Genomic DNA, 8,504 nt, shown 5'->3' with positions numbered 1-8,504 from the left:
ACAGCCGTGCTGTCGAACCTCGGCGAGCTGCGCGAGCCGTTCTCCTTTGGCGCGGGCGCCGAGGCCACCGAGTTGTGGTGGTCTCCTCCCGGACGCATGCCGATGGGGCTCGCGGTGGGCGTGGTGTCCCATCGTGGGACGCTGCATCTGGTCGTCCGACACCGGCACACGCTGATGGACGTGCGCGCGGCCCACTCTTTTTCACAGGGGCTCGCGCACGCGCTTCGCTTTGACTTCCAGGATCCACGGCGCTGAGATGCTCCGGGAATCCGTTGGTCCTTGGAGTCCAGAAGATGCCGCTCGATCCCCAGGCCGTGACGTTCCTGAATCTGCTCGCCCAGGCAGGGCAGCCCCCCGTCCATGAGCTGCCGTTGGCCCAGGCCCGCGTGCTCACGGAGGCGCTGCGCGACCTGGGCGGCCCCAGCGTTCCCGTGGCCAGGGCCGAGGACCGGACCCTCCAGGGTCCCGGCGGTCCGCTGCGCATCCGCGTGTATACGCCCGACGGCACGGGGCCGTTCCCAATCATCATGTACTTCCACGGCGGCGGCTGGACGCTGGCCAGCGTCGAGGTGGTGGACCCCACCTGCCGACGGCTGTGCGCGGGCACGGGCGCGGTGGTGGTCTCGGTCGACTACCGCCTCGCTCCGGAGCACAAGTTCCCCTCCGCTCCGGAGGACTGCTACGCGGCCACCGAATGGGTGGCGCGGCATGCCGCGGAACTCCTCGGTGACCCCCGCCGCCTCGCCGTGTGTGGTGATAGCTCCGGAGGCAACCTCGCCGCCGCCGTGTGCCTCATGTCGCGTGACCGGGGCGGCCCGGCCATCGCGTGCCAGGTGCTCGCCTATCCTCCCATGGAGAATGTCTTCGACACGCCGTCGTACCGGGAGAACGCCGAGGGCTACTTCCTCACCCGCGAGATGATGCAGTGGTTCTGGAACCACTACCTCACCCAGCCGGAGGATGGCCGCCACCCGTATGCCTCGCCGCTCCAGGCCGAGCGCTTCTCCGGGCTGCCTCCCGCGCTGGTGCTCACCGCCGAGTTCGACCCGCTGCGCGACGACGGCGAGACGTACGCCTCGCGCCTGCGCCAGGCCCAGGTGCCCGTCCGGCAGATCCGCTACGACGGGAGCGTCCATGGCTTCTTCACGCTCGGCGGCGTGATGGATCAGGGCATGCGCGCGCTCGACGAGGCCTGCGCCGCGCTCCGCGAGGTCTTCGCGGGCCGGAAGATCGACGCCTGACCCGAGGCCATGACGCAGCCTCCCCCTCCTGGTGACCGGTCCTCGGCGCGAGACCTGGAGCCGCGCGCCGTGAGGGCGGCAACATCGCGCTGGCCATCGCCGAGGGGCTGCGCGCGCTTGCTCCGCCCCCTCCGTGAGGGGCGAGCCTCCGCTCACCGCTCGGTGGCCTCCTGCTGGTGGTGGCTCACCACGCGTTCCGCCTGCTTGCCCACCAGCTCCGCGTAGTGGTCGTGCCTCATCACGAAGTGGCCCAGGCCCGAGGTGGCCGAGCGCAGCTCCACGATGAAGCCCCGCATCTCCGCCTGGGGCACGTAGGCGGTGATGACGTCCCAGCCCGGCAGCTCCGCGTGGGCCTCGAAGCCCAGGAGCTGTCCCCGGCGGCCGGTGACGAGCCGCTGGGCGCGCGAGGTGGCCTCACGTGGCACGTGGATGTCCACGTGGAGGATGGGCTCGAGCAGCACCGGCTCCAGTTTGGGCAGGATCTCCACCATGGCGAGGCGCCCGGTGGTGCGGAAGGCCTGATCCGAGCTGTCCACCGAGTGGTAGGTGCCACCGGTGAGGGTGACGGCCACGTCCACCACGGGGAAGCCGAGCGGCCCCCGCCTCAGGCCGTCGTGCACGCCTTCCTCCACCGCGGGAATGTACTGCTTGGGCACGACTCCGCCCACGACCGCCGAGGTGAAGCGGAACATCTCGCCTCGCGGCAGCGGCTGCACGTCCACCACCACGTCACCGAACTGCCCGTGCCCGCCGGACTGGCGCTTGAAACGCGCGTGGTGCGAGCCGTGCCGGCGAATCGTCTCCCGGTAGGGGATGGGCAGCGGGCGCGTCGCCACCGGGACGCGCAGCCGTGTGCGCAGGTGCTCGAGGGCCGCGCGCAGGTGCATCTCGCCCTGGCCTCCCAGCAGCAGCATCTGCGAGTCCGCCTCCTGATCCACATGGAGCGACGGATCCTCCTCCACCAGCCGCGCCAGCGCGCTCGTCAGCTTCACGTCGTCCGTGCGCTTCTCGGCGACGATGGCGACCTGGTGCACCGGAGGCGGCGCCAGGGGCCAGAGCCCGGGGTGGCGCACACCCTGGGGGTCGGCGAAGTCGCCCGTGCGCATGGCCTCCACGCGCCCGACGGTCACCACCTCGCCCACGCGCCCCGCGCCGACGACCTGCTGCTTCGTCCCCTGCACCCGGTGCACGCCCACCACCCGCGAGTCGGCCAGCGTGCTTCCGTCCTCCACCTGTCCACGCCAGACGCGCACCATGGACTGCTTGCCCACGTGCGGCAGGTGCTGCGTCTTGAAGGACTGCACCAGCGGGAGGCCCTCCGCGGAGAGGCCCAGGCGCTCGCGCGTCTCCTCCACCGAGGGCACCTCGTGGCGCAGTCCCTTGAGCAGCCGCTCCAGGCCCAGGCCCCGCTCCGCCGAGCCGAGGAAGACGGGCACCAGCCGGTCCTCTCGCAGCGCCTGCTCCAGGTGCCCGTAGAGGGACTCCGGCGGCGGTACCACGTCCTCCAGGAGCTGCTCGAGCAGCCTGTCGTCCTGGTCCGCCAGCCGCTCGAGGAGCTGGCGCCGCGCGGCCTCCTCGCGCGGGCGGTCCGCCTCTGGCAGGGACATGAGCGCGGGCCTTCCTTCCTTCTCCAGGCCCCAGGCGCGCTCACTCACCAGGTCCACCACCCCCACCACCTGCCCGCCCTGGCGCAGCGGGATCTCCCTCAGCACCAGGGGCCGCGAGGAGACGGCCTGGAGCGTGTCCAGCAACTCGCGCACCGAGCCCTCCTCCTCCTCCATCAGGTCGAGGAAGAGCAGGTGGGGGATGCGGTGCGTGTCCAGGAAGGCGAAGAGCGGAGCCAGGGCGGCCGCGCGCTCGGGCGAGGCGTCACACACCACCAGGGCCGCGTCGCACACCATGAGGGCGTGGCGCGATTCCTGGGAGAACTCCGGTGCCCCCGGGCTGTCGATGAACGTCCATTGCTCGCCCAGGAAGTCGGTATGGGCGACGGACAGCTCGAGCGTCATGCTCCTCTCGGCGGCGCGTACGGGGTCCGCCCCCGTGAAGCGCAGCAGTGAATCGAACAGGGTCGTCTTGCCCACACCCTGAGGTCCTACGAGGGTGACGACTCTCGGTGTCGCGGGATGTTTCATCGCCGGGCCCTCCTGCGAGGCAGGCATTCGCCCCGAGAAGGTGGTTCTCTCGTACAGTTCGGGGAAGCGCCGCGCCGGGGTAGGCCGAGGGCCTTCCTCCATGCTCGCCGCGTGCGTCGGGTGCGCGACGACGCCCCTGCCCATGGGGGCGAGCACCCGGGGCCGCCGTCACCGCGTGAGGCGCGGGTCCATGGCGGTGCCCTCACCCGAGCCCAGGGGAATCCACCAGCGCTCGCCAGAGGAGAGGCCCTCGCGCCAGCTATAGCCGATGGCCACCACGCGGCCCAGCAGGTTCTCGCGGGGCAGCAGGCCCCAGACGCGGCTGTCGGCCGAGTTCCCCCGGTGGTCACCGAGCATCAGGTAGTGCCGTGGCGGCACCACCAGCTCGTCCATCGAGGGCCCCTGGTAGGGCTCGGGGTCGACGGGGTGGGGCGCTCCGGGCAGCAGCTCCAGCCGCGAGCCATCCGGCAGGAAGGCTTGGGGCACCGGCTCACCATTGAGGAGGACTGACTCCCCATCGAAGGCGATGCGGTCTCCCGGCATGCCCACCAGCCGCTTCACCATCACCTTGCCATCAATGGGCGAGTCGAAGACGACGACGTCCCCGCGCCGGGGCTCCGACTCGGTGAGCCAGTGGTGGGTGAGGGGCACGCGCAGCCCGTAGGCGCGCTTGTCCACCACGAGGTGGTCCTTGATCCGCAGGGTGGGCTCCATGGAGCCGGAGGGCACGTGGTAGTGGTCGGCGAAGCTGGCGCGGCCGATCAGCAGCAGCCCCAGCAGGGCCACCTCGAAGGCGTACGTCGTCCACCGTGTGCGCTTCGGCTGCGTCTGGCTCGGCTGGCCCATCATTCCTCCCGGTGGTGGTTCCTCCATTGTACGCCGGAGGGGCGGGGGCATTGCACCCACCCGGAGGCTGCACGCAAAGTGGGCCTGTGGCATAGAGGTGTCCATGTCCGACGTACTCCATCAGGAGGTCGAGCGGCTCAAGTCGCTCGGCCGTACGCCCGAGGCGATCGCCGCTGGCGAGGCCGTGGCCAGCGATTGGGCCCGGCGGGGGCAGCCGCTGCGCGCCATGGCGCTGTGCCGGGTGCTCCTCCAGCTCGAACCGGCCCATGTGCGCACGCTTCAACTCCTGGCGGACCTCTACGCGCGGCAGGACACCCCGAAGGGCGCCACCGCGACCCCCGCCGCCGGGGCGCTGCCGCGGGTGCCGCTCTTCTCGCAGCTCGAGCGCGAGCCCTTCATGGCCCTGCTGGGCGTGCTGGAGCTGCGCACCTTCCAGCCCGGACAGAACCTCATCACGGAGGGCGAGCCGGGCCGCTCCACCTTCACCCTCGTGGAGGGACAGGTGGACGTGATGCGCCAGGTGGAGGGCGGGGAGCGGCGCACGCTGGCCTCGCTGGGGGAGGGGGAGTTCTTCGGGGAGATCGCCCTGGTGTCCGAGAGCCCGCGCATGGCGACGGTGGTGGCCACCCGGCGCACCCTGGCGCTCGAGCTGCCGCGCACGCGCCTGGAGCGCATCACCCTGAAGCACCCCGTGGTCGGCGAGACGTCGCGGGCCTTCTACCGGGATCGGCTGCTGGCCAACGTGCTGCGCAGCAACCCGGTCTTCACCGCGCTGTCTCCGGAGCAGCGGCAGGCGCTGTCGAACATCTTCGAGATGCGGACGGTGGCGGCCGGGCACGTCATCATCGAGCAGGGACAGAAGGGCGATGGCCTGTACCTGCTGCTTCAGGGCCAGGTCACCCCCGTGTTCCGCCACCCCGATGGGAAGCAGACGGCCTTCACGTCGCTGCGGGAGGGGGACGTCTTCGGGGAGATCTCCCTGCTGCTCGGCCAGCCGGCGACCGCGACGGTGCGCGCGGAGACGTCGGTCCACATGCTGCGGCTGGCACGTGACGCCTTCGAGCAGTACCTCGCCAGCCAGCCCCGGGTGCGCGCGGCGCTCATGCGCCTGGGCACGGAGCGACTCCTGCAACTCTCCAAGCTGATGTCGGGCCGCGCCGTCCACGAGGGCGACCAACGCGTCTGAGGGGTGGACGCCATGAACGCGTGAGGGGGCGGCAGGGCAGGCGAGCGGCCAGGCGCCCTGATGGCGGGGAGGGGCTGCCGTTTCGGCGTGTGGAGCCCCAATTTCCGACAGGGATTTGTCGTGGGGGGGGTGCGCGTGGAGCCCGAGAGGCCTGTTCGTCCGCCATTCGAGCCAGTCAATGATCGGGAGCCGGTGCTCGTGCCTCGCTCCCAGGTGACGGTGAAGACGGTGCTCACCGTGTGTGCCACCGTCGTGGGCGTGCTGGCGGCCATCTATCTCTTCATCCACGGCATCGTCACCCTCACGCTCACCGTGACGGCCCTCCTGTTGGCGGTTGCGCTCAACCACGCGGTGGCACGGTTGCAGAAGGCGGGGCTGAGGCGACCCCTGGCCATCGGGCTGGTGATGACCGTGCTGCTGGGGCTCATCGTCGGGACGAGCTTCCTCATCGTCCCTCCAGCGGTGACGCAGGTCCGCGACATGGCCGAGCGCCTGCCGGAACTCAACGAGCGCATGCACCAGACGCGGCTCTTCCAGTGGCTCGATGCACGCGTCGGCCTCGAGCAGCGCCTGGGCGCGCTGGGCAAGGGGAGCGCTGGTTTGTTCCAGCAGGCCGTGGACCCGGCGCTGCGCGTGGTGGGGGGCGTGCTGGCCGGGGTGGGCGCCTTCGTCACCGTGCTCTTCCTCGTCGTCTTCATGCTCATCTACGGCGGCCGGGTGGTGCGGGGCATTCTCGCCGAGTGCCTTCCGGCCCACCGCGAGCGCTACGAGCGGGTGCTGGGCAAGGTGTACACCTCGGTGGGGGGCTACTTGAGCGGGCTGGCCATCATCGCCGTGGTGAACGCCATCTGCACCACCATCGTCCTGGCCATCCTCGGCGTGCCCTACTTCCTGCCGCTCGGCATCCTCTCCGGCCTGGGCAGCCTCATCCCCCTGTTGGGGGCCACCCTGTCCGGCCTGGTGCTCGCGTTCGTGGCGCTCGCCTCGGGTGGGGTGTGGGACTTCCTGGCGGTGGGTGTCTACGTCATGCTCTACCAGCAGTTCGAGAACCACGTGCTGGCGCCCGTCATCTACAAGCGCACCGTGGAGCTCAACCCCCTGGTGACGCTGCTCGGCATCATCCTCTTCGCCGAGCTGGCCGGTGTGCTCGGCACCTTCCTGGCGGTGCCCATCGTGGGCGCCAGTCAGATCGTCATCCGCGAGCTGCTCCTCCTGCGGCGCGAGCGCCTCAACCTGCCCCTCCAGGGCGATGTGCGGGAGCAGCTCCAGAAGCAGGGTCCCCGGCGCCCTCCCTTCTGGCGCAGGCCCCGGCACGCCTGAATCGACCCACCCCGGAGAACGACATGCCTCGGGAAGTCATGGACTCGGACGGAATCACCTGGACGTGCATCCAGGCCTTCGCGGGCCTCGGACAGGACGCGGAGAAGAAGGAGGCCGCCCGGGTGGACGGCACTCGCAACCGCTTCCACGTCGTCTGCACGCCGAGCGGCGGCGCGAAGTCCGTCCGCGTCGAGCTGCCCGGTGACTGGGAGAAGGGCCTCTCCGACGAGGCGCTGCTCCGGGCCATCCACGAGCGGCTCGCCGAGGAGAGCCCGGGGGCTCAAGACTCGGGACGGTAGATGGCGGCCGTGCGCTGGGCCAGGAAGCCGCGCGGGAGCACCCTCGCGGCCAGGGCCAGCGTCTGGTTGAGGAGCCCGGGGACGTAGAGTTCCTTGCGGCGCAGGAAGGCCCGCACCGCGTGCGCGGCGCACTCCTCGGGGGTCATCACGCCCATGTCCCCCGCCTTGAAGCGGTTGGAGAGCCCGGAGTTGACGAGCAGCTCCGTGGAGATGCCTCCGGGGGCGAAGACGGTGACGGACACCCCCTTGGGGCGCACCTCCTGCGCGAGGCACTGGCCGTAGCTGGTGACGAAGGCCTTGGTGCCGCTGTAGGCCGCCTGGTACGGCACCGGGATGAGCCCCGCCACGCTGGAGACGAACATCATCCCGCCGTGCGTCCCGCGCTCGACGAGGTAGGGGACGAACAGGCTGGAGAGGCGCACCAGGCTGGTGACGTTGGTGTCCAGCATGGACTGGAACTCGCTCCAGCCCTGCTTCATGGCCTCGCCCCAGTACGTCACGCCGGCGTTGAGGATGACGGCGTGGATGTCCCGCCCCTGCGTGGCCTCGGTGAAGATGCGCTCCACGTCGTCGGGGCGCGACAGGTCGGCCGTGACGCAGGCCACCTGCACCCCGTGGCGCGCGCGCAGCTCCTCGGCCAGCGCCTCCAGCCGATCGCGCCGCCGCGCCACCAGCACCACATGGCCTCCGTGCTCCCGCGCGATATGCCGGGCCAGCTCCACGCCCAGCCCTGAAGACGCACCGGTGATGAGGCTCCACCGCCCCCGAAGTTCCATCATCTGAGTCATGGTCCGCACCCTATACCCGTGAAGCCTCAGGCCGCCAACGGAGACGCCTCGGCCGCGCTGGCGGGCTCCCCGGTACCGGGCGAGGTCTGGTCGTCCACCCGCGCCGGGGCACTCCGCAGGGAGACGACCACCGCCGCGAGCACCGTGGCGCCCACCTGGTAGTAGTAGTTGCAGAAGGCCTGCCGGCCCAGGAAGAAGAACACGCCGAAGGCCAGCGCGCTCCCCAGGAGGACGGCCTCGGGCCGGTGGCGGGCGCGGAACGTCAGGGCCCATACAACCAGCACGCCCACGACGCCGAGCCAGCCCGGCAGCCGGTGGCCCTGGTGGTCGAACCAGGCCGTCAGTGACAGGGAGTCCGCCCGGAAGGGGTTGGTGACGTGGTGCATCACCAGGTCCGTCCACAGCCCTCCCGGCGTCCACACGAGGAAGGGGACGAAGGTGGCCGCCGCCGTCCCCACCGCGAGGGCCACGCCGCGCCAGCCCACTCCGGGCAGCAGCAGGGCGAAGGGCAGGTACAGCGCGAAGTGCTGCTTCGTGGCGCACAGCAGGCCCAGCGCCACCGCGGCGGCCGTCCTCCGGCCCTCGCCCAGGAAGTACACGAAGGCGCCGAGGAAGGGCAGCGCGAGCGGCTCGCCCCAGGCCTGCTCCAATGTGAAGAGGCCCCTCGGGTGGAAGACGAGGCAGGCCAC

Annotated in this window: 9 protein-coding genes; 5 read left to right on the top strand and 4 right to left on the bottom strand. The window is 71.0% G+C overall.

Going from position 1 to position 8,504, the window contains the following annotated elements:
- Together VF794_RS28745 and VF794_RS28740 are read left to right on the top strand one after the other, a co-directional pair.
- The coding region (locus VF794_RS28745; RefSeq protein WP_331115879.1) for a hypothetical protein at nucleotides 1–255 on the top strand (255 nt) is incomplete at its 5' end.
- A 38-nt stretch (nucleotides 256–293) separates the two neighbouring features.
- A complete protein-coding gene (locus VF794_RS28740) occupies nucleotides 294–1,241 on the top strand; it encodes an alpha/beta hydrolase (protein ID WP_331115877.1) in 948 nt (315 codons plus the stop codon).
- Nucleotides 1,242–1,393: 152 nt separating this feature from the next.
- On the opposite strand, the gene VF794_RS28735 is transcribed toward VF794_RS28740, so the two are convergent.
- Entirely contained in the window at nucleotides 1,394–3,376 is a 1,983-nt protein-coding gene (locus tag VF794_RS28735) for an elongation factor G (protein ID WP_331115875.1), read from the bottom strand.
- 168 nt (nucleotides 3,377–3,544) lie between these two features.
- Nucleotides 3,545–4,225 carry a signal peptidase I gene (gene lepB / locus VF794_RS28730; protein WP_331115873.1) on the bottom strand — a complete coding sequence of 227 codons (681 nt, stop codon included), beginning with the start codon at nucleotides 4,223–4,225 and terminating at the stop codon, nucleotides 3,545–3,547.
- 100 nt (nucleotides 4,226–4,325) lie between these two features.
- Between lepB and VF794_RS28725 the strand changes: the two genes are divergently transcribed.
- The 3 genes from VF794_RS28725 (at nucleotide 4,326) to VF794_RS28715 (ending at nucleotide 7,027) form a co-directional block, all read left to right on the top strand.
- Nucleotides 4,326–5,408, top strand: a complete 1,083-nt coding sequence (locus VF794_RS28725; protein WP_331115871.1) for a cyclic nucleotide-binding domain-containing protein — start codon at nucleotides 4,326–4,328, stop codon at nucleotides 5,406–5,408.
- A 198-nt stretch (nucleotides 5,409–5,606) separates the two neighbouring features.
- Nucleotides 5,607–6,728 carry an AI-2E family transporter gene (locus VF794_RS28720; protein ID WP_331115869.1) on the top strand — a complete coding sequence of 374 codons (1,122 nt, stop codon included), beginning with the start codon at nucleotides 5,607–5,609 and terminating at the stop codon, nucleotides 6,726–6,728.
- Between the two features lie 23 nt (nucleotides 6,729–6,751).
- Nucleotides 6,752–7,027 carry a hypothetical protein gene (locus VF794_RS28715; protein WP_331115867.1) on the top strand — a complete coding sequence of 92 codons (276 nt, stop codon included), beginning with the start codon at nucleotides 6,752–6,754 and terminating at the stop codon, nucleotides 7,025–7,027.
- Here VF794_RS28715 and VF794_RS28710 read toward each other — a convergent pair.
- Both VF794_RS28710 and VF794_RS28705 read right to left on the bottom strand, forming a co-directional pair.
- Nucleotides 7,009–7,815: an SDR family oxidoreductase gene (locus VF794_RS28710; protein WP_331115865.1), complete on the bottom strand. Its 807-nt coding sequence runs from the start codon at nucleotides 7,813–7,815 to the stop codon at nucleotides 7,009–7,011. The genes VF794_RS28715 and VF794_RS28710 overlap by 19 nt on opposite strands.
- A gap of 26 nt (nucleotides 7,816–7,841) precedes the next feature.
- Nucleotides 7,842–8,504: hypothetical protein (locus VF794_RS28705; RefSeq protein WP_331115863.1), on the bottom strand; the 663-nt coding region annotated here is incomplete at its 5' end.

It is taken from the genome of Archangium sp., from assembly GCF_036389735.1.
Taxonomy (GTDB): Bacteria; Myxococcota; Myxococcia; order Myxococcales; family Myxococcaceae; genus Archangium.
This window is presented reverse-complemented; position numbering and strand designations above follow the sequence as displayed.